Genomic DNA, 22,407 nt, shown 5'->3' with positions numbered 1-22,407 from the left:
CCTTGGGCACGTGGACGGGCAAATGAGGGGACAACCGCGCCCAAAGCGTGTCCGAAATGCGAAATTCTTGAACTGTAGCCATACCCCTAAAATACAACTGATTTTTCCCTATTCGGATAGCCTCTTAATGACCTGGGCCGGCCCAAATACTTCAAAGTGCCGGTTTTCAAAGCTTTGCGCCCGTAATAAGATATTTACGTGGCGCATAAAGCTCAGCGGGTCGCAGCAGTAGCAATCGGCCATGCGGGGCAGGTCGGCCAGTAGGGTATCCAGGTGTTCGTCGGCGAGCAGGCCGTAGCCCAGATTTTCGTCGGCAGTTTCATCCGCGTCCTCTTCGTTGCCGGCGAGCACGGGGGCTGGAGTCCCGTAGAGGGTGAAAATGCGCAGGTTGGGGTGACGCTGCGCCAGCAGGCGCAGACGTTGGCCAAAGGGTTGCGCGTCGGCATCGCGCACGGCTTGCAGTAATCTAATTTCGCGTGGGCTACCGCTCAGCAGTAGGTGTTCGAGCATGGCCATGAGCGGGGTAATGCCCACGCCGCCCGCTCGCAGCACGAGCGGGGTGATGGCAGTATCGTCCAGGTAAAACTCGCCGGTCGGGGAGTGCATCAGCAGCGTCGCGCCGGTTTGCATCGTGTCGTGCAAGTAGTTAGAAACCTGGCCAGCCGGGGTTTTGTGGTCCGCCTTCTGGCGCTTAATGGTGAGGCGATAATACGACCGGCCCGGCGCATCGGAGAGGCTGTACTGGCGAATCTGCCAGTGCGGATGCCCCGGTATCTCAACCGACACGCTGCTGAACTGGCCAGGCTGGTAGGCGGGTAGCAGTTGCCCATCGGCAGGCTGCAGGTGAAATGAGTGCACGCCCGCGCACTCCTCCTGCATGCGCTCGACGCGGGAAGGGCTTGCAGCCAGCCAGCCACCAGGCTGGCGGTGGTGCCCGTGGTAGGCCGCGGCCTCCAGCCCAGTGAGTACCCCGGCGATGCGGGTGTAGGCCAGCTCCCAGACCAGCATTACTGCAGGGGTAGCGGTGGGGCCCAGCTTGGCCTGAATAGGAGCCCCAGCAGACTGGCTCCTGCCAGCGCATAGTGTGCGGGCTAAATATCCAGGCTCACGTGCTTGGCCGCTATCATGCGGGCCTGCTGCCCCAGCGTATCGAGCTGGTCGAATTTGGTGACGAACAGCAGACTGGATTGTAGCAGTGCATGGGCCTGGGTGCCGCTGGCCTGGTTGGCCATGTTGAAAACGTGCCACAGCTCAGGGTGGTGCGCAAACTGCTGGTGGAACAAGCTAAACTCGCCAGCAAGCAGTATTCAACCGGCAGAAAACTGCCTTGCTGCGGAGGGGCCCTTATTGGATGGTTTTCACGAGGGCGTTTCCTGCGCGTAGAAGCCCTTTTTTCGGGCGTATTTTGCTGACCCTTATTGGAGTACCTTCAGGGCATGACAACCGTCGCCCTCTACGCCCGAGTCTCGACCAAGGATAAAGGTCAGAGCACCGAAAATCAGTTACCCGAACTGCGGCGCTTTGCGCAAGCCTACGGCTATACTGTCTACAGAGAGTATGTAGAACACGAGTCGGGCGGCACGGGGAAGCGTTCGGAGTTTCAGGCGCTGTTTGCCGATGCGCACCTGCGACGCTTTGACTTAGAGGCTATCCAAATAGGCAGTTATACCAGGTGATTCGCGCGCAGGCAAAATGGAGCATGGCGAGGTAGTTTTCGGGCTTTTTGGCCCAGCGAATGAGCAAGTGCCGGAAGCGGTTGAGCCAGGAGTGGGTCCGCTCTACCACCCAGCGACGGGCTTTCTGGCCCGCTTTTTTGGCCTGGACTTCCTCCCCCCGGGGCCGGATGTGGGCCGTGTAGCCGAGGGCCGCCAGCGTTTCGCGCACCTGCTTCGAGTCGTAGCCTGCGTCCAGGCACAGGCCCTGCTCCTCGCCAGCCGCCCGGTGGGCGTCGCGGGCGGCTTCGGCCGCGGGTGGCAAGCTGGCCAAAGTGCTCTCTACCAGCTTCACGTCGTGGCGGTTAGCCCCGTCGAGCACCAGCCCCACCGGGATGCCCCGGGCTTCCGTCAGCAGGCTGCGCTTGACGCCGCTCCCAAATGCTTAATGCGCATTTTGGCGCGGTCCGTGGGGTTGGGGCCCGTTTTTTTTTCCGCCCAACGGCGCTTTGTGCAGCGAACCGTCGAGGGCCATCCAGGCAAAGTGTAGCCCAATCAAGTCGTCGTAGTCGCCCAGGGCCTCGTCCCAGAGGCGGGCAAACACGCCCGCCTGTACCCACTGTTGGAACCGACTGTGGGCCGTGGAGCCTTTGCATAAGCCCGTCGCATCCAATGCTTTCCACTGACAACCCGTGCGCAGAACGAAGAAAATGGCGTTCAGCACCTCCCGGTCCGCCAGGCGGCGGCGGTGGCAGCCCAGGGGGTGGGCTTTGGGCACATGGACCGGCAAGAGCGGGGAAAGCCGCTCCCATAAGGTGTCGGAAATGGTAAATTCTTGAACTGTAGCCATGACCCCAAATTACAACCTATTTGGATAGCCTCTTAGTGTTGTTCTGGAGTTTGGACCGCTTCAGCCGCGAGGGCGCGCTGCCCACCTTGCAGTATCTGAATCAACTGCAAGGGTGGGGCGTGGGCTACAAGTCGCTCACCGAGCAATATCTCGATTCGGTCGGGCTCTTTCAGGAAGCTATCATTTCCATCTTAGCCACGCTGGCCAAGCAAGAGCGCGTGCGCCTCAGCGAGCGCACAAAAGCGGGGATGGCCCGGCGCCGGGCTGAGGGCCTGCAAATGGGCCCGCCGACCAAAAACGCAGCGGTCATTGAACGGATACGGGAATTGAAGCAGCAGGGACTATCCAATTATGCTGTTAGCAAAGCAGTAGGAGTATCGGCCAGTACAGTCGCCAAATACGCAGTGAAACCAGTACAAGCAACCAGTGGATTGAATCCTTTGTGAACCCATTTAACTTCATGGACACGGATTTAAAAAGTGCTTTGCCGATGTAGAGCAGAGGTTTTTTTACCTTCTTACTTGGTTTTGGATTGGGCAATTGAGCCCTTCGTGAACCCATTCGCTTTCACCCAGCACAGTAGACCTAGGGCCGGCTGAGCCCGGCAAGCGAAGATTTGCTGCTTTGCCTCTGCTATTGTTCGTCGTAGATGCGCACCAGCCGGGCAATCGTTTGCATTGTGTGCAGCACCTGGTCAAACGGAGGTAATACACCATGTAGTAGACCTGGCAAATTTTCTTCAAAGGGCTGCCGGAGCTGTTGCAGGTTGGCGGCCTCATGGGTGTAAGCCCAGCACCCGCTCAGGGGCTTGGTTTTCCACTCGCGCGTGGGACCGGTTACGCCGGCCGCCGCATCATCGCGCTGCACGGCCACCAGTTGTTGAAACAAGCCTGGTCCCGCCAGCAGGTTGGCTACCTCCGGCTGACTGGCCAGTTGGTGTAAGTCGTAGAGGTGACGCACTTTGCGGCCGGCCGCCGCAACCGGGTTCTGTGCGTACGAGGCCCGGACTAAGGCCATGATTTTCTCGGCAAACGTGCGCTCCAGGCTTAAGACGTTGAAGGCGAAGGCCTCCAGGCCGTACTCGTGCACGATGGCCGCCTGCCCCTGGTCGAGCAGCTGCTGGCCCAGGTAGGAAATTAACGGGCGTGGGCCATGTGGCTCCGGCTCCCCGAAGGCAGTTATCTCCAACAGGATGTGCTCGGTCGTAACGGGCGCGGGGTCGATGAACAGGTGCTGGTAACGGTGATATACCAGGCGGTTGTGCCCCCGTTTGCTGGTTGAGCCGGGTACCTCCACCTCCGGTAAATCGCCCACTGCCGTTTTGTGGATATCCCGGATAAGCTTTTTCCGCGCCCCATCCGTCTGGTCCGGCTGTAGGATGACGGCCAAGTCGACATCTTCCGAAAACCGCTCAATAAAGCCATACGCTTTTGAGAGTGAGGTGCCGCCCTTGAATACCACCTGCTCCGCCAAAGCCGAATCGGCCAGGTTGCGCAATACCCACGTCACCCAGTAGTCTTTCTCCACGAAGCTTTGCCGCATCCCGCGCGCCGTGGCCGTAATGACAATCAGGTTTCGGAAGGCCCGCTCCTCGCGGTGCAAGCTCATTGGATTCGCCATTTCGTGCGGTTGGGTAGGGCCAGGTCGGATAACTCCAGCTTGTAAGTAGTTAATGGATTCAAGCTGGCTAGCAGCTTGGCTGACAGCTTGTTTTCGCCCAGTACTTCCAGGATAGCGCCTAGCAAGGCGCGGGTAGCCGGATTATAGACTTGGGCCAAGCGCACTAATCGAGTCTTATCACCTGCTGCCAGCTGCTTCACCTGCTCCCGCAAACGTAGCAGGGCTGTAGCTGGTGAGGTATCGGGCAGGCGCCTGATGCGGCGCAAGGCATCCAGCACTTGCCGTAGGCCCACGTCGGCCAGCTTCACCTCGCCCCGGCTTTGGACGAAGCGCACCCGCACGTTCCCCACTTTCCGGGGCCGGCCGGGGCGGGGGGTAGCGATTTCGATTTCTTGCGCTACCTGCGTCGTCAGGCCCAGCCGGTTAAAGGCCGTGACCCCGGTGGGATACCCGCGCAGCTGTTTAGCAGCGGTCTGGAGCAGCACTTGCATGACTTGCTGCTCAGAAACCGGTACTGGTCCGAAACGACTTTGCAAGGGCAGGCGGTAAGTGCCCTTCATTACGTGCTGCACCACCCCGGCCTGGCGTAGTCGGCTCAGGGTTACCGCGACCGTACCCGGCGCGATGCCGAGGTCTGCGAAATCGCGGTAGTGCACCAGGGAGCCAGGCTCCAGCTTTTGCAAGCGATTAAGCATCTTTTGGCGCGCGGTAGTCGGTTCAGTCATAACCCCTTCTTCACCTGCTGTTGAGCAGGCAAAGCCCTGCAAATGTAAGGTTTTTTTACTGCAAAACATTACAAAGCTTTCTTCAGGGGTGGCCTGAAGCTCCTTATTGCTGGTAGCCTCGCCTTTTGGTGACTACGGTTGCAGCCGGCTTCTAGGGAGTAAAAACACAGCCCTAGTCATGAATTGGCTCCCAATCCCCACCACGTGCCGGGAGAAGACAGCGCGCCAGCAGGCCAGGTAGGCCCAGTGCCCGTAGCCAGGGCCAGATAGGAAGTGCTTGTTTGGCCGTAGCCGGCGCGTTTACCCCGCACATGGTAGCCGCTGGAGCCGACGCCTAGCAATCGGCACTGCTTGCGCACCGGCAGCGGCGCTATTGCGAGCCGAGTGTCGACAGTATGATAGCATTACCTGAGCTACAGATAAAATATCTTGTAGCTTACTCATAGGAAATCCAAATAATTGGTGGCTACCTTGCCCTAACAAAATTGGCAAAATACTTTCCCTGCCTTCCCATTATTTTTAGCTACTTGCCTTGCGACTACACGTGTACCTCAGCGCCTCCCAGGTCGTTCCCTTTGACTACTTACCCACGCTAAAAAGTGCTTTTCACCGCTGGGCAGGCCACAATGAAGCCTTGCACGCGGGCCTGTCGCTCTACTCCTATGGCTGGCTGCACGGTGGCCGGGCCGGTCGCGGCGGCATCCGCTTTGCGGAAGGGGCTAGCTGGTTTATTTCCGCCCCTGATGAAACGCTGATTCAGGAGTTGGTGAGCGGCGTGGTGCGGGCCCCAGCCCTGGACCTGGGCCTTGCTGTGCGCGACGTACGCCTGCAGCGCGCCCCCGAGTTTGCCGCCAGCGAGCAGCCCTTTCGGGTAGCCAGCCCCGTGTTCATCAAGCACGAAACCGAAAAGGGCAAGCCTGCCGACCACTTACTGCCTGGCCACGCGCTGGCCGACGAGCTGCTCACCGACACCCTGCGCCACAAGCTGCGTCAGGCCGGGCTGGACGATGCGGGCGCAGCCGTGCGCTTCGACCCGGCCTTTATCGCCTCAGCCAAGAGTAAGCTGTTTGCCTATAAACAGGTGCAGTGCCGGGGTAGTATCTGCCCGGTGCTGGTGAGCGGCAGCGCCGAGCAGATTCAATTTGCCTGGGAGGTGGGCGTCGGGCACTCGACGGGCATTGGATGCGGGGCGCTGGTGTAGTACGGGCATGAAAAAGCCGCGCTGGGCGGCTTTTTAAAACGCTTACGCGTCGGCTTTACGCTGAGCTTGTTCCCGAATGCGCCGCATCATCTCCTCACGGCTGACCACCCGTCCCGGCTGGGCCCGCAAACGCCGCCAGGCATCTTCCGCCTCAGGTCCCTGAAAAGGATTGGAGGCACTAGGCGCGGCAGAGGTAATGGCGGAGTTCAGCAAGGTCTTCGGCGACTTCGACTCCAAGGGCTGCGAGTTTTCCGGTGTGGTCGTCATATCTCAAAGCTACGAAAATAACTTATTGCTAATGATACAGGAACTCATTACCTACACCAAACGGGTACTCAACGACTTCAAGGAGCATGGCCTGCGGCCCAAAGATGGCCTGCATGTAATGGTCAGCTTCGACGGGGAGGGCGCAGTGCGAGTACAGCCGCCGGAACTACACCGACGCACCGATGCCCACGTATCGGAGTACCTGCTCGACTGTGCCCGGCACGAACAACAGGCCTGGATGATTGACACCTGGAAGTGCCTGGATGCCCCGGAAAAAGAAATTCACTCAGTTTCGCCCTATTGCCTGGCGTTTAAGCGGGCGGCTTGGTTCGGCGGGGAGGCTTACCTGAAGAAGCAGGCTGAAAACAAAAAGCCCCTCGACCAGCGCATTGGGCGCTACTTCGACCGGGCCATTACCCTACTGGAGCCTGAGCAGGAGCACGAGCGGCAGGTGGCGCTGCAGTTCAAGCACTTTTGCCAGAATAACCTGGCCGAGATGCTGGCGGGGCTGCCCGAGTATGAGCGGCTAAAAGAAACCGACTATATCGTGGTGGGGCGGTTAGGTCACAAGTCTCGAAAGACCACCGCTTCAATCGGACCAGGTGGAATTGAAATGGGCTACAGAAGCAAGCCAGGTGCTTGCCGCGCAATGCTTCAATCGGACCAGGTGGAATTGAAATGAAACAGCTCCTGGTCGGCCTGCCCCTCCTGGTTGGGCTTCAATCGGACCAGGTGGAATTGAAATACTTAGTTGCGGGCTTAGCGGGCCTCTGCAACGGGGGCTTCAATCGGACCAGGTGGAATTGAAATCGTTGATGTGCGTTTTACCGTCCGGCGTTTGGAATGGCTTCAATCGGACCAGGTGGAATTGAAATACGATACCAACCGCAGCCAGCAGCAGGACTTGGACGCTTCAATCGGACCAGGTGGAATTGAAATGGGGCGTAAGGTGCAGCGGGTTCGCAAGGGCGTAGGGCTTCAATCGGACCAGGTGGAATTGAAATGGGGCCGGCGGTAGGGCTTAACCAGCGTGGGGCTCGCTTCAATCGGACCAAGTGGAATTGAAATATCTGCACCCGGTGCAGTAGGGTGTGACCCGCGCCAGCTTCAATCGGACCAGGTGGAATTGAAATGGAGCGGGCCTTCCACGCCACGCGGGCCAGGGCCAGGCTTCAATCGGACCAGGTGGAATTGAAATAGGGCGGGCCGGGCGGGGGCACCCGCAGCGTGCAAGTGCTTCAATCGGACCAGGTGGAATTGAAATTAGCCTTTGCTGAGTAGGTCGGCCTTGGTTTCCTCGCTTCAATCGGACCAGGTGGAATTGAAATTACTTGGCGGCGCGCTTGGCTGGCTTAAACTCCGGTGCTTCAATCGGACCAGGTGGAATTGAAATACGAGAGCCTCAACACGCTGACCAAGCACATTCACGGCTTCAATCGGACCAGGTGGAATTGAAATAGGTATTGTTCGGCGATTTTCATTATGCGGCCTTGAGCTTCAATCGGACCAGGTGGAATTGAAATCCGACTGGAGCGTGGCAGAGCAAACCTGCCTGACACGCTTCAATCGGACCAGGTGGAATTGAAATCAGATGATAGAGGCCGCGCAGGAAGCGACTAATGCGGCTTCAATCGGACCAGGTGGAATTGAAATGGGGAATGGTATGGCGCTGCTCAGGTCACCCATTGGGCTTCAATCGGACCAGGTGGAATTGAAATAATTCATGCCCATTTGCAACGCGGTATCTGACCGGGGCTTCAATCGGACCAGGTGGAATTGAAATACAACCTCGAAGGCACCGAGATTGAAACATTGCTGCGCTTCAATCGGACCAGGTGGAATTGAAATCGATTGCCAGCGTGTCCACGGCCCTGCCCCCGGTGCTGGCTTCAATCGGACCAGGTGAAATCAAAAGGTTTTTACTAAAGTTCATTATATATTATTTTTATAAAAATTCCTATTAAGCAGCTTCTCAGGTATGGTGAACATTTTTCAAGCGGGCTATTGGCCAGACTTTTCGAGCCTGGCCTACCAAGTCGGCAGCTCGGCATCGGCTCAAAAAGCCGATTTTATATTTTATTATAAAGTAAGCATTATTATACATTAATAGCCTATTGCACTAGCTTGGGCAGTAGACGCTGGACGCCCATCGGGTGAAAGGCCTTCCCGTGCCGGGTGCAGTAGCCCGACTGGTTGAGCTGGTCGGCAATAGCCCGCAACGTCGCTCCCGTCGCCCGCAGTAGGGTGGCCAGCTGCGCCGCCTGCCGATTATTGAGGTTTGCCTGTGCATTCTCTCGCATCGCTACCCATGATTTCTCGCGGGCGGCCTGGGTGAGATTATCCGGCGTGCCGAGCTGGACACCCCGCGCTTTCTTGGCGGCGAGGGCATCGCGAGTGCGGGTCGAAATGGCCGAGGCTTCTTTCTGAGCCACGGCCGCCATGATGTGCAAAGTAAATTCATCGGCCGCCGGCAGGTCGACCGCCTGGAAGCGTACCCGACTTTCCATAAGGGCTGCGAGGAAAGCCACGTTCCGAGCGAGTCGGTCCAACTTGGCCACAAGTAGCACCGCTTCCTCCTGCCGGGCCCGGGCAATCGCCGCAGTCAACTGAGGCCGCTCGTTTTTCTTGCCACTCTCGATTTCGAGAAAGGTGGCCACCAGTTCCGCGTCGCCCCGCAGAAAGTTTTGCACGGCCGCTTGCTGGGCTTCGAGGCCGAGGCCGGACTGACCTTGGCGGACGGTGGAAACGCGGAAGTAGGCCACAAACTTGGTCACGGAGATAAAAGTACCCCGAAACAGGTGTTTGTCACAAAAGTTAAACGTACGTTTAACAACTGACTATACCCCCTACCTTTACTTAAAATCACTCCCTTTCGAGAGGTCGTTCTGTCATGCCCGCCTATTTTGCCTACTACCGCGTCTCGACCAAGCAGCAAGGCGCTTCCGGCCTCGGCCTCGAAGCCCAGCAGGCGGCGGTGGTCAGCTTCCTGAAAGGGGGGCAGCCGCAAGGCGAGTACGTCGAAGTAGAAAGTGGGAAGAAGAACCAGCGACCCCAACTGCTCGCGGCGATGGCCGCGGCCCGCGCCGCGGGTGGGGTGCTCCTGATTGCCAAGCTTGACCGGCTGAGTAGGAACGCGAGTTTCATCTTCACCCTGCGTGACTCGGGGGTGGATTTCGTGTGTTGCGACATGCCCGATGCGAACACCCTTACTGTGGGCCTCTTCGCGGTGCTCGCCCAGCACGAGCGCGAGACGATTTCTAAGCGCACCAAGGATGCGCTCGCCGCCAAGAAGGCGCGCGGGACGGTGCTGGGCACCCCGGCTAACTTGACGGACGCGGCCCGGCAGCGAAGCCTTTTGGTGCGGCAGGCCCACATCCAGCAGCACCCAGGGCTGCGGCAAGCCACCGCTTTTATCAATTCACGCCGGGCGCAGGGGGTGAGCTTTCGCCAACTGGCGGGGGAGCTGAACGCGCTCGGCTTTACGGCCCCGCGTGGGGGGACCTTTAACCAAAAGCAAGTCCAGCGTCTTTATGAACGCCTGCCGGCAGCAATAAGTTAAGGAAACAGGATTAACTAGAGCGGCCCAGGGTTGGTAGGGCGATTGCACCAAACGCGTAGTTAGCGTTTGTGACTGCGGAGCTAAGAAAATCAAGGGTCGATTCCAGCAAATGAAGGCACTATCCGAGCTAGAAATTTCTCCAAAGCTGCTTTGCGTCACTTTTGCTGACAATGTGCACAAGTGCCTATTAGTTAATGACTTATTTTTGCCAAAACGCTAACTATGCGTTTGGTGCAATCGCCCTACAGGTTTGGGGGAAAGCGCGAGTAGCCAGTGCGCCTGGGCTCCCGTTCGCCCCATCAAGTTGCCCCCGCCCCCTGCCTGAGCTACCCTGCGCTGGCCGTTTTTTACGGGACCCGCTACTGGTAGCGTGGCTCCGGACAAGTAGGTGCGCCCTGATTGCTGGGAAGGAATTAGCCCCTCAGTACCTATTTTTGGCGACCTGCTGCACGTTGCCAACTACGGTCCTATGCTGCTCACCTTCCCCCAAGTACTGCGCATGGAGGTGCAGCAGGCCGTTTACCAGTATTTTCAGCTGGGGGCGGAGCTGGTGCCAACCGAGGCCGATTTTTCCGACTGGCTGGCGGGTTTGCCCCCCTCACTCACTGGGCTGTACCGGGCCGCCGGCTTTACTGCCGCGCGGCATAATCCGTCATTTAAGCGATTTCTGCTCGAAGTCCGGGGCTTTTCGTTGCACGAGCACCTGACGCAGCAGCTCAGCCCCGCGGCCTTTGCGTGGTGGCTCACACTTGACGAGCATGGCTCCGGCCCGGATGCCAATCGGTGGGCCCTGACGTACCATCGCCAGCTGGCGGCCCGGCAGCAGGAGCGGTTTGCCACTCACTGGTAGCTACTAAAGAAGGGGGCTGACCCCGAACCCTCCCTGCGACAAGCCCCTCAAAGCTTCACATTGGCTAACTGGTCGGGGCTCTTTCCTCAAGCCAGGTATTGACTTTGGGGATGCCAGCCACGGGGTCATGCGCCGGATTAAAGTGTCCTGCCGGAGTACTAGGGCAACGTAGTTCATCGACTTGTTGTAGCCCTGCCAGCGTACGTCCACCCCGTGCCCGGTACGCCCATCGCCTGTTGCAGCCCCCGCGTTGCTGGTGTTGCAGGAGAAGCCGGGGGCTGGTTTACCGCACGAAGTAGGGGTAGGCAAAGTACATACGATTGCCTTGACCGGGGGTGGCTTTGCGCACTTTGGTTTTACCCTCGTCGAAGTCGGTCATGAAACCGCGCAACACCTGCGCACCGCGGGTAGCGGTGGGCCAGCGGAGCGTAAGGGCGTGCTGCGGAGCCGGGGCCCGGCGTTCGGCCGCCGAGTCGCGCAAGACGAAGGCTGCGTCATAGCCCCCCACCGATACCCCGGCTAAGGGGTGTTGGGGGTGTTCAACGCGCAGACGCAGCACCAACGAGTCGCCCAAGGCCACGGTGTCGCGGTCGGCCTGCACCCGCAGCCGGCCCGTGCGCGCCAGGAGCCGCCCCAGCGAGTCGCGGGCTTCGTAGTAATTCTGGTGCTCCTTGCCCGCCACGACGAGAAAGTCAATGGCTACGTGCAAACGGGGCGGAGGACCATCGTAGTAGAGCCGGTAGGGGCCCACCCGTAAGCCGTCCACCATATAGCGCGTAAAGCCCACCCGCCCGTGCGGGGTGAAGCCGCACGAAAAGCCGTTGAGCTTACCCCTGTGCGCTTCTTCACGCACAAGCGGGCGGCCGTCGGGGTAAAATTCGTACTGCGGCCCTTCCAACGTATCCTGCCGATAATACTGGCTGGCGATAAGGTGTCCGCCGGGTCCATAGTACAGGGTCCGCCCGTTTAAAAGACTGTCCCGTTTGTGCATGACTGCTCGTCCACCATCCGGGTAGTGTCGTACTTCCGTCGTAAGGCGCTCGGCTGCCGCACGGGGACCACACCCGCCGACCGCGACCGCCGCCCCGAGCCCGAGGCCTACAAGGAGTAGCTTCATTACCGGGGCCGCAACCATTGTTCTCCTACCTTTATTTCGCCTAAGTAATACTTGGCGTGATAGGCACTGTCTGTCCTTCCGTCGGGCCCTGGAATGGCAACGTATTGGCCAGCGCCATTACTCGTTTCCTGCGTGCTGCTAAATCTGAAATAGGCACTGTCCACTTGGGTCATGCGGGTTTTGTGGCCCGAATACACCACCAGCTTGACTTTGGGGGTGCCGACAACCCGCTCGGGCACCGGCGCGGCTTTGGGCGCCCCAAAAATACCCGTATAGACCGTTGCGAGGGCGTCTTTGACCCCGACCACTGACTGGCTATTCTTGAAGGGATTGACAATAGTATTCATCAGGTAGTCAAAGAGTTGGGAGCCCGTGTCCGAGAACTCCCATTTGGAGCCCATGCCATCTATGGCCTGCTTGAGCAGCCCCACGTCCATGGCCTGATATACGTAGCCTTTGCGCAGAAACTGATTGGGGTCCTCGGCGTGGGGCAGCACGCTGTCCGGGGCGTAGAGGAGGAACCCGGCTTTGGGGGTAATGGCGGCCAGAAACCTATCCCACCACGCGGGCCCGGCCGGCGGGTAGGAGCCGCGCGGGTAGGTCCAGACGCGGGTGTGGTCGGCGGCGGCGATGAGGCCGGGGCGGCCGTCACCCAACTGCACCAGATAGAACGCGGGATGCGCGAGCTGGGGGGGGGCCAAGGGGGCGCGCATCGAGCCCGGGCCGGCCCGTCAGGCGCGAGCCAGGGTGCAGCAGGGCCGGGGCCGGCGCGCCCGCCAGGGAACGGGGCCGCGCGGGCGGGGCAAAAAAATCGTCCACGAGACTGGGCCAGGGCAGCGCGCGGCGCGGGTGGTGGGGGTCGGGCAATTCCATGAACGAGGAAATGCGGCGGTGAACCGGGGCAAAAGTACCACTTTTCTGGTCGGCTGGGGCCCGCCAAAGCGCGATACGGGAAGGTTTACGTGCCAGCTGTTGTCCGAGTGGCTTTTCAGCCCCTGAAGGCACTTTTCATCTTCAAGCATTGCGGTATCTAAGCAGATAAAAGCACTCCGGAAGCAGCATTCAAAGATGCGCTACGCTTAGTATGCAGGACCTCCTACGGCGGGGGCTTGTATATTTACCCGGCGTTGGTTTCACTTCTATCCCGCGCGCTGGTATGTCCCATTCCGTTACGGTTAGCATTCAGGTGGTGAACGGGCCCGTGCTGGCCGACTACACCACCCTGCGCGTGCAGCAGGACTTGTTCGGGCACCACGTGTTTGCCCTTGACCTCTCCTTCGAGGCCTTGGGCAAAGCCCTGGGTATCACGCCCGACCTAGTGCACGCGCAGGCCCACGAGCGTCTGGGCGGTAAGGACGTGACCATCAGCTGGCAGCCGCGCTACCCTAGCCCCGACGTGGCAGACGGTGGCACGTTTGAATTCAAGGGCTTTATTACGGAGACGAGCGTGCAGGCCGATTCGGATCTGACCAACTCCTTCCACATCAGCGGCTACAGCCATACGTTTCTGCTCGAAAGCGGCGTGCAGAACCGGGCCTTTATTAAGAAGGACATCCGGGCCATTTTTCAGCAGGTTCTGGCCGATTACCCGGGCAAGGTGCTGCCCACGGTCGTCAAGCCGACGCGGGCCGATACGCTGCCCTACGTGGCGCAGTACCAGGAGTCCAACTACCAGTTTCTGACCCGGCTGGCGGCCCAGCAGGGCGAGTGGCTGACCTTTGACGGCCAGACGCTGCGCCTGGGGCCGGCCCCCCGGACCCCCGCCGTGCGCTTCCAGAGTGATGGGATGCAGTCCTTTGGCCTGGCCGTGCGCCTGCAGCCGGGCCAGGCCGAGGGGGCGCACTACAACTACCGTACCCACGCCTCGCTGCACGCCACGGCGGCTACGCCCTCGCCGGGCCATCCCTACAGCCAGTTTGCCGTGACCAAGTCGGCGGAGCTGTTTGCGCAGCCGCACCGCCTGCAGGGCGGGGCCCAGCTGGCCGACACGGGCCAGTTGCAGCAGGCCTTGGACCAACGGGCCGGCAAGGCGGCCGGCCGCCTCGTGACGCTGAGCGGCCACGGCGAGGTGTCGGGCCTAATGCCGGGCACGGTGCTGGACGTGTACGACGCGCCGGGCAGCGGGTACGGCAAGTTCCGGGTGGTGGCCGTGGGCCACCACGTGAGCGGGGCGGGCGATTACAGCAACGCGTTCGAGGCCATCCCGGAGGCGCTGCCCCTGCCGCCGCCCCACCCGCTGGCGGGCGCGCCGGCGGCGGCCTCGGAGCTGGCCGAAGTCATTGACCTGAACGACCCGAAGCACCTGGGCCGCATCCGGGTGCGCTTCCAGTGGGCCGTGAAGCAGCCGGTGGACGCGGAAAGCGGCTGGCTACGGGTGAGCACGCCCTACTCGGGCGACGGCAAGGGGCAGATGTTTACGCCCGAAAAAGGCAGTCAGGTGCTGGTGGGCTACGAGCAGGGGCTGGCCGCGTTCCCCGTGGTGCTGGGCAACCTGTTTCACCCGCAGAACCCGCAAAAAGCCAAGTACTCCACCCCCAACAACCATCTTAAGGGCCTGCAAACGGCGGGCGGCAACAAGGTGGTAATGAATGATTCAAAGGGCGCGCAGACTATTCTGCTCTCCAACTCCAACAAGAAGTCGACGGCCATCACCGTTAGCTTTGAAAATGATGGTAAGGTGCATATTCAGAGCGCGGGGCCGGTAGCCGTCAACGGCAGCACGATTACCCTGGATGCTGGCGCACCGGGCAAGGGGAGTACCGCCTTTACCGGGGAGATTCTCCTGCGGGCCAAAAATATTACCCTGCAAGCGGAGGAGGAAATAAAGGTGGACTCTATCTCCAAAAATATTGCCTTGACGGCCAAAACCGACATTACGGCCGATGCAGTGGGCAACATGATGCTCAGCGCGAAAGAAAAAACCTTGGCTGCGACCGGCAAGCTTGAAATTAGCAGCGGGGCCACCGTGGATATATCAGGTGCTACCGTTAAAATAAACGAATAAATTTCACGCGTTTGCGTTCGTCATTTCCTTTTGCCTGCCCACTATGCTGCTTACCGCCCCCCTGGTTCCAACTACGCAGGAATGCACCATCACTGTGGAAACGGCTAGCTTACTGGGTAATCTGGGCTACGTGAATACCCGCCGGACGCGCTTTCGCAAGGAGCCCGTGCGCCCGGCGGGCGAGGGGTGGTGCTACGCCGTTACAGTGCTCGATTTTCACCAGACGGAAGAAAAGGGGTTGGCACAGCTCGATGCGGACACGGCCGTGCTGCGAAGGGAATTGCTCATTGAAACGGATGCAAGCGGGGCGCTGCTGCGCGTGTGCAACAAAGCGGAACTGCAGCGGCAGTGGGCCAGCCTCCATCCCCAACTGCGCAAAAAATACCGCTATTCCAAAGACATTATGCCGGGCATGATAGACGGCATTGGCCAGGTGCTGCATGGCGACGGCTACCTAGAAGATGTGCTGCGGCGGGGCTACGAGTACGGTACGTTATTTCCGGCGCTCTACGGCCGCCACTACACGGCCGTGCCGGCCCCTGGCCCGCCCCGCACCATCGCCCGCTTCTTAGGCGACCTCGACCTGCCGCTTAACACTACAGCCCGCCAGCAAGAACCGGTGCCCGGCGATGTGGCCTACGGAGTGGTAGTAGAAGGCCTAGTTAATCAGGAAGAATTTCCCCGCCAGGCTCTTAGAGAGTCCTTGCGAACCATAACCGACCAGTTGGACCTGGATACCACACTGCGGCTGCAGCATCTGGAAAGCTATGAGCTCGACCGCAACGCGGAGTTGCGCCACGCCGCGCAGTTTACCATCTACGGGGTAGCAGGCGTGTTTATGAACAAGAACCTCTGCACCCTGGCCCCTACGCCCCCGGCTCAAAGCTAATCTGCTGGCTCCCGCCTTCTTAGCGCTCCTTATCCCATGGCAAAAAAATACGTGCCCGCCGGCGTTTTCCTGACCTGCAACAGGGGAACCTTGCCCACGACGCTCAACGTAGTGTTCAATGCCCGCTCCTCCATCTACGGCCAGAACCTGGCTACCGATTTGGACTGTGCCCCCGTGGTCAACGTGCCCCCGATGGGCGTGTGCAGCATGTCCAAAATGCCGTGCGTGCTGCTGCCGAAAGGGAAATGGCGGGGGGCGAAGGACAACGTGCAGATTGGGATGGGGCATCCCCTGCTTGAAGATTCGCAGCTGGACTGCGGCTTGGGGGGGTGCATCAGCATTCACTTTAGCATGGCCGACGCCCAGGCCGCTTGTCCCCCGCCCCCCACCCCGGAAAAAAGCGTTTTTGACGAGGCCGACGATAAGCTCCAGGGTTTGCCGGGGCCGCTTAAAGACTACGCCCGGTTTCAGCTCGGCATAGCTGAGGGGGTCTGGGAAGGAGGCAAAGGCCTGGCCGAGGGCCTTTGGGGTCTGGCCAAAGGGGGCTGGGGCGCCATTACCCACCCCGCCGACACGGCCAAAGCCATCGCAGAAAACACCGAAAAAGCCTATAAGTGGGCCGGCGATGGCCAGAATTGGGCCAACGCGGCCGACAACACCAAAAAAGGCATCGGCGATGCCGCTACCTGGGCCAGCAACGGGGAGAACTGGCAGCAGGTAGGCGGCCACCTGCAACACATGTCGCCCCGCGACTGGGGTAAGGTCACGGGCCACGTGGCCTTTGAGGTGGGCACGGCCGTGGCCACGGCCGGGGCCCTGGAGGCGCTCAACGTGGCGGCCAAAACCAGCACCCTGGCTCGCGTGGCCGTGCGGGCCATCGAGCTGACTGATGTGCAGGGCCTGGCCCTGAAGGGAGCTGGTAAGCTGGCCGGTACCCTGGCTGGTAAGATGCGAGTGCTGGGCAAGGTGCTTACCGGGGCTAAGCGCGCCGAACAGGCGGCGGCTAGGTTGCTTAAGCTCAAGCACGCGGTGGCTAATAGCCCGCTGGCTCAAAAGCTGAAGGGGGCGGCGCTGGCGACCTGGAATAGACTCAAGTGCCTCCACGACCCAGTGGACGTAGCCAGCGGCGTCATGCTGTTTGACCAGGTAGATTTGGAGTTACCTGGCCCGTTGCCGCTGGTTTGGGGTCGCTGGTGGTACTCCAACTCGGCCCATAATGGCCCCTTGGGTTGGGGCTGGCATCATAGCTACGATGCGACCTTGTTGGCGAATGAGACTGAGGTAGCCGTACGCCTGCCCGACGGCCGGCTGTCCTTGTTCGCTGTGCCTGTCGGGGACGAACGCGTTTTCAACCGGGCCGAGCGCCTGGAGTTGTCCCGCGACGGGGCAGATTACCGGCTCTGGAGTCTGGACGAGCGGCACACCTATTGCTTTACCCCTCTCGCGGCTGACGGCCCCCGACCCCTAGGCACCGTAGCCGCCACGCCGAACGAAACGGCCTACCGGCTGGCGCAGGTGGTGGACGCCAACGGCTTTGCTACGGCGCTGGCCTACGACGAGCGGGGCCAACTGCGCACACTCACTGACGGTGCCGGCCGGCAAGTGCGCCTGCAACACGACGCGCACGGGCACATCACGGTCTTAGAGGCCCCCGAGGCCGAAGGGTCGGACTACGCCGTGCTCGTGCGCTACGCCTACGACGAGGCCGGCCACCTGCTCACTGTGACCGACGCCCTCGGCCAGGTCCAGCGCTATGCCTACCGGCCCGACCACCTGCTGACACGCAAGACCTTGCGGGCCGGTATTTCCTTTTACTTCGAGTACGCAGGCGGGGGAACGGCGGCGCAATGCGTGCGCACCTGGGGCGACGGCGACGTGCTGAGTGGACAATTGGACTATCGCCCTGGCCGCACCACTGACTATGGCCCGACGCCGGGCGCGGTCAATATCTATGAACACGCCGACGGCCTGCTCACCCGCCACACCGACCCGCTGGGCGCAGTGCGGACGCGGGAGTACACGCCTTATGGGGAGCTGGCCCTGGAACGCAACCCGCTGGGCCAGGCCACTGCCTATACCTACGATGCCCGCGGCAACCAAACCCAGGTTACCTATCCCGATGGCACAAAAACCCGGACGCAGTATAACGCCCAGGACTTGCCCGTGCAGACGGTCAACGCGCTGGGTAGCACCTGGCAGTGGACCTACGACGAAGCGGGCAACATGCTCACCTCTCACGACCCCCTAGGGAGGGGCGTCGGCTATACTTACGACCAGCAGGGCCGCCTGGTCGCCCTGACCGATGCGGTGGGGCAAGCCACGCGCCTGCGTTATGACGCGCGGGAGCAACTCATGCAGGTGACCGCGCCAGATGGAGCGCGCACCAGCTATGAATATGACGGGCTGGGCCGGCTGACGCGGCGGCTGGACGCGGCCGGCCTCCTCGTGCGCCAGCAGACCTACGATGTGCTGGGCCGAGTAGTAGCGGTGCAAGCTGCCGATGGCAGACGGCAAACGCGGACCTATGATGGGGGGGACAACGTGCTAGCCGTCCGAGAGGCGGAACACCTGGTACAGTTTACCTACACCGGACTCGGGCAGGTAGCCTCCCGCACGGAGGCCGGGGCGCGGGTAGTATTCGGCTACGACGCACAAGGCAACCTTACCCACCTCGTGAACGAACACGGTGATACCTACACCCTCACGCGCGATGCAGCGGGGCAGGTCGTGACCGAAACGGGCTTTGATGGCCTCACCCGCCACTACGAGCGCGACGCGGCCGGGCAGGTGACGCAAGTGCGCCGGCCCGCCGAACGCTTTACCCGCTACGCCTACGATCCGGCCGGGCAGGTAACGGAAGTTGTGCATCACGATGGCACGCAGGTCCGGTTTACGTACCGCTCCGATGGCGAGCTGCTGACGGCGACAACCCGCGATTGCGCAGTGCATTTGGAGAAAGACGCGCTGGGGGGCCTGTTGGGTGAACGGCAGGGCGTATATGCTGTTACCTCCAGCTACAACGCGTTTGGGCAGCGGCAATCGTTGTGCTCTTCCCTGGGTGCGGACGTGCAGTTGTCGCGCGACGCGACAGGACAACTGGCGCAGGTGCGGGCGGACGCATGGCAGGCGCGTTTTGCCTACGACGCGTTCGGCCAGGAAGTGGAGCGCGTGCTCAGCGGGGTGCAGCAGGGCTGGCAGCACGACGCGCAGGGCCGGCCCGTTCAGCAGACCATCCGCCCGGCACAGGGGGGCCACCCGCGGCAGCGGCGCTACCGCTGGCAGGGCTTGGACCAGCTAGCAGAGCTATCTGATAGCCAGGATGGTACGACTACCTTCGGCTATGACGCGTGGCGTAACCTGGCTACGGCTACTTATGCCGACGGGGAAGCGGAGCTACGCCAGCCCGATGCGGTGGGCAATCTCTTCCGCACCCCCGAGCGGGCGGACCGGCGCTATGGAAAGGGAGGGCAGTTGCGCGAGGCCAACGGTACGCGCTACCGCTACGACGCGGAAGGCAACCTGACCCGCAAAACACTGCCGGATGGCCAGCAGTGGCATTACGCCTGGGATGGGGCGGGGCAGTTGGTAGAGGTCACCCGCCCCGATGGCTACGCCGTTACGTTCGCCTACGACGCGTTCGGGCGGCGGGTCAGCAAGCGCTTCCGGGGTAAAGTCACGCGCTGGGTGTGGGATGGCAGCCAGCCGCTGCACGAGTGGCAGGAATTGGAAGTGGGGCCAGGGGCGGGCAGTGTGCAGGACCTAACCACCTGGCTATTTGAGGAACACAGCTTCGCCCCGCTGGCCAAGCTCACCGAGCATGGTGCTTATAGCGTCGTGAGCGACCACTTGGGCACACCGCTGGCCCTGTACGACAGGCAGGGAAAGGTCACCTGGGAAATGAGCCTCGACTCCTACGGAGCCGTGCGCCAAGGCAAGGGCCGGGCCCAGGACTGTCCGTTTCGTTACCAGGGCCAGTACGAGGACATGGAAACGGGCCTCTACTACAACCGCTTCCGCTACTACGACCCGGCAATGGGAAGCTATCTCAGCCACGACCCACTAGGCCTGGTCGGCGGGTTTAACCTGTACAGCTATGTAGCCGACCCTAACTTGCTTATTGATCCCTTTGGCTGGTACTCCGACTTGAATCATAACGGGCTAGGACACCACCTGGTGCCGCGCCGCGTCGCTGGCAAGCTGTCCTCACTACCCAAAGTGAACGTGGAGATGGATAAGTTGAGTAAAGAACGCTCTGTAGCTTGGTACCCGAATGACCCCACAGATACCGCTAAACTGCACAAGCAGATGCACCGCAAACTCATTGACGAGGGCGTACCCCTGCACGGGGGTAAGTATCAAGGCTCCGCTGACGACTTCTTTGCCAGTGGTAAGAAGGCCTACAGCGGCATCACCGAGAAAGGCTTTTTGAAGATACCTAAAACGAACACCGTTTTATTCAAAAATTTAACACCTGGAGAAGCACTAGAAAAATTACACGAGTTATATAAAAATGGCTTACTTCCCTGTCCTAAGTAGAAACAAATTTTAAAAGTAATGAGTGAAAAAATTATTAACGTAAGTGGTTACGGGCTTTTCTGCTTGTCCATAACCTCTTTTACTGAGTTTTTACGCGTGCACAAGCTGAGAGCTAAGAAGTTGAACGCGTTTTTCGACAAGAACCGGGACCTGTTGGAGCAGGCGATACAAACTGGCAGTTGGTTACCCGTCGCCACCATAAACTCCATTGAGTACCTAGTAGAAGTAGGGACAACCGCAGACTTGCAGACCTTTGGCAAGGACTGGCAGGAAGTGCTCTGCTTAGCGAATTGCAACTTGCGCGTAGGCGCCGATGCGGCCGTATGGGTGGGAACCCTCGACACGCTCGATGCGTGGAATCCTACCGAATATGGCAGCAAAGAGAGCATATCTTACCAGACAATGGATGGCGAGACCCTTTTTAGCGCTTACAAATTCGACGTGGAGCCCAGCGCCTATAAAGTAACGCTCCGGGGGTTCAAACGCCGGCAAGCCTTGGACTACCCCGCGGCTAACTATGGGTTTGCTTACGAACTGCATCCGGCTGACAATTTTGACAGCTTCGCCAATCCGCTCGTAGAGGAGGTGAATATTGCCAGGATGTAAGATAGATTATGAACAAAAAAATTGTGTCTGTAAGCAGTTACGGCCTGTTCTGCCTATTAGTGGATTCTCTCAGCACGTTTTTGCGGGAGCACAAAATGTAGTACTCCCCAAAAACTGGACAGTGAAAGCGGGCTAGCTTAGCTCGCTTATGACCCCCAAACGCACCCGCCGTCGCTACACGGCCGAGTTCAAAGCCGAGGTAGCGCTGGCCGCGCTCACCGAGCGCCAGCCCCTGGCCGAACTGGTCGCTCACTACCAGTTGGCCACGACCCAAATCACCCGCTGGAAGCTGCAGTTGCGCCAGCAGGCCGCCCAGGTCTTTGCGGAGGCCCCCGCTGCCGCTACGCCGACGCCCGATGTAGAGCCCCTGTACGCCGCTATTGGTCGACTGCAGATGGAAAACGCGCTGCTAAAAAAAACGCTGAAGCCATGTCAGTAGCCCAGCAACGCGCCTTGGTCGCCCAGCCTGACCCTGGTCATTCGGTGCAGGCCCGCTGCCAGGCCCTGGGGCTGTCGCGCAGCAGTTTCTACTACCAGCCCTGCGGGGAAAGCGCCTATAACCTGGAACTGATGCAGCTACTCGATGAGGAGTTCACGCAGCATAATTTCAAGGGCGCACTCGGCCTGCGCGACCATCTGCGTCTGGCAGGGCACCTGGTCAACGAAAAGCGCGTGCGGCGCCTTGTGCGGCTGATGGGGCACGAACCAGTCTATCCCAAGCCACGCTTATCAATTCCTGGTCAAGGCGTTACGCCTTATCCCTATCTGCTGCGCGAGCGCCCGGCCACCGCGCCCAACGAGGTCTGGAGCACGGATAGTACCTACGTGCCCATGGCCAAAGGCTTCCTGTACCTGGCTGCCGTACTCGACTGGCACTCGCGCTACGTGCTGAGCTGGCAGCTCTCCAATTCGCTCGACGTGGGCTTCTGCCTCCAGACCCTGGCTGAGGCCCTGCGCGTGGCCCCGGCCCCGCACTGAGGTGGTCTAGGCAAGGCGGACAGAAGCAGGACGTATTATTTCTTCTGTCATGGCAACCAAAACCAATGGGGCGTCGCCCGACAAACGGTGTAAATACGACGCGGCATTTAAGGCCGAAGCGCTGCGCCTAGCCAGCGAGAGCCGCAGCACACAGGCCGCGGCGCGGCAGCTGGCAACAGGCGCAACTCGTAGCCGAAGTTGGTAGCGAAGAAGTGGCCCGCGACCCGGAGGTGCGCACCCTGCGGGCCCGCCTCAAACGGCCCGAGCAGGAACTCGACATTTTAAAAAAAGCCTTGGTCATCTTAGGCCAGCTGACCCGGTGAGCGCCTACCAACACATTGCCCAGCAGGCCGGCCAGGTGCCCGTGCGTCCCCTCTGCCAGGTGCTACGCGTGGCCCCCAGCGCGTACTACGGGGTTGCGTTAGTTGTATGGTCCCGGAGGATAGGGGAGTGGGTCAAGCGTCGGGTCACGTTTAAAGATAGTAGGATTTTTACGCCATTCGGCGCAAATGAATTCGTAGGGAGTCAGGCCCTTTAACCGCTTGAGCCGTTT

Annotated in this window: 20 protein-coding genes, 1 pseudogene and 1 CRISPR repeat array; of the genes and pseudogenes, 12 read left to right on the top strand and 9 right to left on the bottom strand. The window is 60.4% G+C overall.

Annotated features, from left to right (window positions below; genetic code table 11):
- Positions 1 to 108 precede the first annotated feature (108 nt).
- Together QMK33_RS22620 and QMK33_RS22615 are read right to left on the bottom strand one after the other, a co-directional pair.
- Complete coding sequence (locus tag QMK33_RS22620) at positions 109 to 1,008, bottom strand: FAD-binding oxidoreductase (RefSeq protein WP_283566900.1); 900 nt, start codon at positions 1,006 to 1,008, stop codon at positions 109 to 111.
- An 83-nt stretch (positions 1,009 to 1,091) separates the two neighbouring features.
- A complete protein-coding gene (locus QMK33_RS22615) occupies positions 1,092 to 1,283 on the bottom strand; it encodes a hypothetical protein (protein WP_283566899.1) in 192 nt (63 codons plus the stop codon).
- 153 nt (positions 1,284 to 1,436) lie between these two features.
- Between QMK33_RS22615 and QMK33_RS22610 the strand changes: the two genes are divergently transcribed.
- Positions 1,437 to 1,676, top strand: a complete 240-nt coding sequence (locus QMK33_RS22610; RefSeq protein ID WP_283566898.1) for a recombinase family protein — start codon at positions 1,437 to 1,439, stop codon at positions 1,674 to 1,676.
- Here the strand turns inward: QMK33_RS22610 and QMK33_RS22605 are convergent.
- Positions 1,648 to 2,502: pseudogene (locus QMK33_RS22605) on the bottom strand (IS5 family transposase). The gene QMK33_RS22610 and the pseudogene QMK33_RS22605 sit on opposite strands and share 29 nt — an antisense overlap.
- Before the next feature lie 20 nt (positions 2,503 to 2,522).
- Here QMK33_RS22605 and QMK33_RS22600 point away from each other — a divergent pair.
- Positions 2,523 to 2,948: a recombinase family protein gene (locus tag QMK33_RS22600; protein WP_283566897.1), complete on the top strand. Its 426-nt coding sequence runs from the start codon at positions 2,523 to 2,525 to the stop codon at positions 2,946 to 2,948.
- Between the two features lie 187 nt (positions 2,949 to 3,135).
- Here QMK33_RS22600 and QMK33_RS22595 read toward each other — a convergent pair whose 3' ends face one another.
- Positions 3,136 to 4,110 (bottom strand): nucleotidyl transferase AbiEii/AbiGii toxin family protein, encoded by a 975-nt coding sequence (locus tag QMK33_RS22595; protein WP_283566896.1) that lies wholly within the window; start codon positions 4,108 to 4,110, stop codon positions 3,136 to 3,138.
- Positions 4,107 to 4,847: a type IV toxin-antitoxin system AbiEi family antitoxin domain-containing protein gene (locus QMK33_RS22590; RefSeq protein WP_283566895.1), complete on the bottom strand. Its 741-nt coding sequence runs from the start codon at positions 4,845 to 4,847 to the stop codon at positions 4,107 to 4,109. The genes QMK33_RS22595 and QMK33_RS22590 overlap by 4 nt, the downstream gene beginning before the upstream one ends.
- 532 nt (positions 4,848 to 5,379) lie before the next feature.
- Between QMK33_RS22590 and cas6 the strand changes: the two genes are divergently transcribed.
- Entirely contained in the window at positions 5,380 to 6,048 is a 669-nt protein-coding gene (gene cas6, locus QMK33_RS22585) for a CRISPR-associated endoribonuclease Cas6 (protein ID WP_283566894.1), read from the top strand.
- A gap of 42 nt (positions 6,049 to 6,090) precedes the next feature.
- Here cas6 and QMK33_RS22580 read toward each other — a convergent pair whose 3' ends face one another.
- Together QMK33_RS22580 and QMK33_RS22575 are read right to left on the bottom strand one after the other, a co-directional pair.
- Positions 6,091 to 6,315, bottom strand: coding sequence for a hypothetical protein (locus QMK33_RS22580; protein WP_283566893.1), 225 nt, complete (start codon positions 6,313 to 6,315; stop codon positions 6,091 to 6,093).
- A 586-nt stretch (positions 6,316 to 6,901) separates the two neighbouring features.
- Positions 6,902 to 8,230: direct repeats of the CRISPR family, unit length 29 nt; unit sequence GCTTCAATCGGACCAGGTGGAATTGAAAT.
- Positions 8,231 to 8,426: 196 nt separating this feature from the next.
- Entirely contained in the window at positions 8,427 to 9,089 is a 663-nt protein-coding gene (locus tag QMK33_RS22575; protein ID WP_283566892.1) for a recombinase family protein, read from the bottom strand.
- Positions 9,090 to 9,205: 116 nt separating this feature from the next.
- Here QMK33_RS22575 and QMK33_RS22570 point away from each other — a divergent pair, with 116 nt between their 5' ends.
- Together QMK33_RS22570 and QMK33_RS22565 are read left to right on the top strand one after the other, a co-directional pair.
- The gene (locus QMK33_RS22570; RefSeq protein ID WP_283566891.1) at positions 9,206 to 9,874 is read left to right on the top strand and encodes a recombinase family protein; all 669 of its coding nucleotides are present in this window, start codon (positions 9,206 to 9,208) and stop codon (positions 9,872 to 9,874) included.
- Positions 9,875 to 10,343: 469 nt separating this feature from the next.
- Positions 10,344 to 10,724, top strand: a complete 381-nt coding sequence (locus tag QMK33_RS22565) for a hypothetical protein (RefSeq protein ID WP_283566890.1) — start codon at positions 10,344 to 10,346, stop codon at positions 10,722 to 10,724.
- A 283-nt stretch (positions 10,725 to 11,007) separates the two neighbouring features.
- Here QMK33_RS22565 and QMK33_RS22560 read toward each other — a convergent pair whose 3' ends face one another.
- The gene (locus QMK33_RS22560; RefSeq protein WP_283566889.1) at positions 11,008 to 11,577 is read right to left on the bottom strand and encodes a hypothetical protein; all 570 of its coding nucleotides are present in this window, start codon (positions 11,575 to 11,577) and stop codon (positions 11,008 to 11,010) included.
- 132 nt (positions 11,578 to 11,709) lie between these two features.
- Between QMK33_RS22560 and QMK33_RS22555 the strand changes: the two genes are divergently transcribed.
- Complete coding sequence (locus QMK33_RS22555; protein ID WP_283566888.1) at positions 11,710 to 11,835, top strand: hypothetical protein; 126 nt, start codon at positions 11,710 to 11,712, stop codon at positions 11,833 to 11,835.
- Positions 11,836 to 11,840: 5 nt separating this feature from the next.
- On the opposite strand, the gene QMK33_RS22550 is transcribed toward QMK33_RS22555, so the two are convergent.
- Positions 11,841 to 12,542, bottom strand: a complete 702-nt coding sequence (locus QMK33_RS22550) for a hypothetical protein (RefSeq protein ID WP_283566887.1) — start codon at positions 12,540 to 12,542, stop codon at positions 11,841 to 11,843.
- Positions 12,543 to 12,997: 455 nt separating this feature from the next.
- On the opposite strand from QMK33_RS22550, the gene QMK33_RS22545 reads away from it, so the two are divergent.
- The 6 genes from QMK33_RS22545 (at position 12,998) to QMK33_RS22520 (ending at position 21,854) form a co-directional block, all read left to right on the top strand.
- Positions 12,998 to 14,845 (top strand): type VI secretion system Vgr family protein, encoded by a 1,848-nt coding sequence (locus QMK33_RS22545; protein ID WP_283566886.1) that lies wholly within the window; start codon positions 12,998 to 13,000, stop codon positions 14,843 to 14,845.
- Between the two features lie 43 nt (positions 14,846 to 14,888).
- Positions 14,889 to 15,734, top strand: coding sequence for a hypothetical protein (locus tag QMK33_RS22540; protein ID WP_283566885.1), 846 nt, complete (start codon positions 14,889 to 14,891; stop codon positions 15,732 to 15,734).
- Between the two features lie 36 nt (positions 15,735 to 15,770).
- Positions 15,771 to 20,270 (top strand): DUF6531 domain-containing protein, encoded by a 4,500-nt coding sequence (locus QMK33_RS22535; protein ID WP_283566884.1) that lies wholly within the window; start codon positions 15,771 to 15,773, stop codon positions 20,268 to 20,270.
- Positions 20,271 to 20,288: 18 nt separating this feature from the next.
- Positions 20,289 to 20,876, top strand: a complete 588-nt coding sequence (locus QMK33_RS22530) for a hypothetical protein (protein ID WP_283566883.1) — start codon at positions 20,289 to 20,291, stop codon at positions 20,874 to 20,876.
- Positions 20,877 to 21,024: 148 nt separating this feature from the next.
- Positions 21,025 to 21,315: a hypothetical protein gene (locus QMK33_RS22525; protein ID WP_283566882.1), complete on the top strand. Its 291-nt coding sequence runs from the start codon at positions 21,025 to 21,027 to the stop codon at positions 21,313 to 21,315.
- Entirely contained in the window at positions 21,306 to 21,854 is a 549-nt protein-coding gene (locus QMK33_RS22520; RefSeq protein WP_283566881.1) for a DDE-type integrase/transposase/recombinase, read from the top strand. The genes QMK33_RS22525 and QMK33_RS22520 overlap by 10 nt, the downstream gene beginning before the upstream one ends.
- Positions 21,855 to 22,407 lie beyond the last annotated feature (553 nt).

The sequence above is a fragment of the Hymenobacter sp. H14-R3 genome (assembly GCF_030063445.1).
Classification (GTDB): domain Bacteria; phylum Bacteroidota; class Bacteroidia; order Cytophagales; family Hymenobacteraceae; genus Hymenobacter.
The sequence above is the reverse complement of the archived record's forward strand: the minus strand, read 5'-3'. Positions and strand labels throughout refer to the sequence as shown.